Annotated in this window: 1 pseudogene; it reads left to right on the top strand. The window is 36.3% G+C overall.

From position 1 onward, the window contains the following. Positions 1 to 259: pseudogene (locus GSM_RS14495) on the top strand (IS1182 family transposase); the annotation flags it as partial.

The following is a 259-nucleotide window of genomic DNA, read 5'->3' as shown; positions in this document are numbered from 1 at the left end:
GTATGGGACAATGTTGAAAGAAAATAGTCGCAAATGGCAAAGTGATGACCGTAAGGTCATGAATTGGACATATCACCCTAAAGATGATTATTTTATAGATCCGCAAGGAGTTAGATTTAGTTTTTATGCTTACCGTAAGCGCAAAGACAAGTACGGGTTTGTACGTGAATTTAAAGAGTATAAGGCAAACAAATATGATAATGATTTTCAAGTTGACCACCGAGCGTTCACTAAAAACGGAAATCCTCGCAAAATAAGT

The sequence above is a fragment of the Liquorilactobacillus mali KCTC 3596 = DSM 20444 genome, from assembly GCF_000260415.1.
GTDB classification, from domain to species: Bacteria; Bacillota; Bacilli; order Lactobacillales; family Lactobacillaceae; genus Liquorilactobacillus; species Liquorilactobacillus mali.
This window is presented reverse-complemented; position numbering and strand designations above follow the sequence as displayed.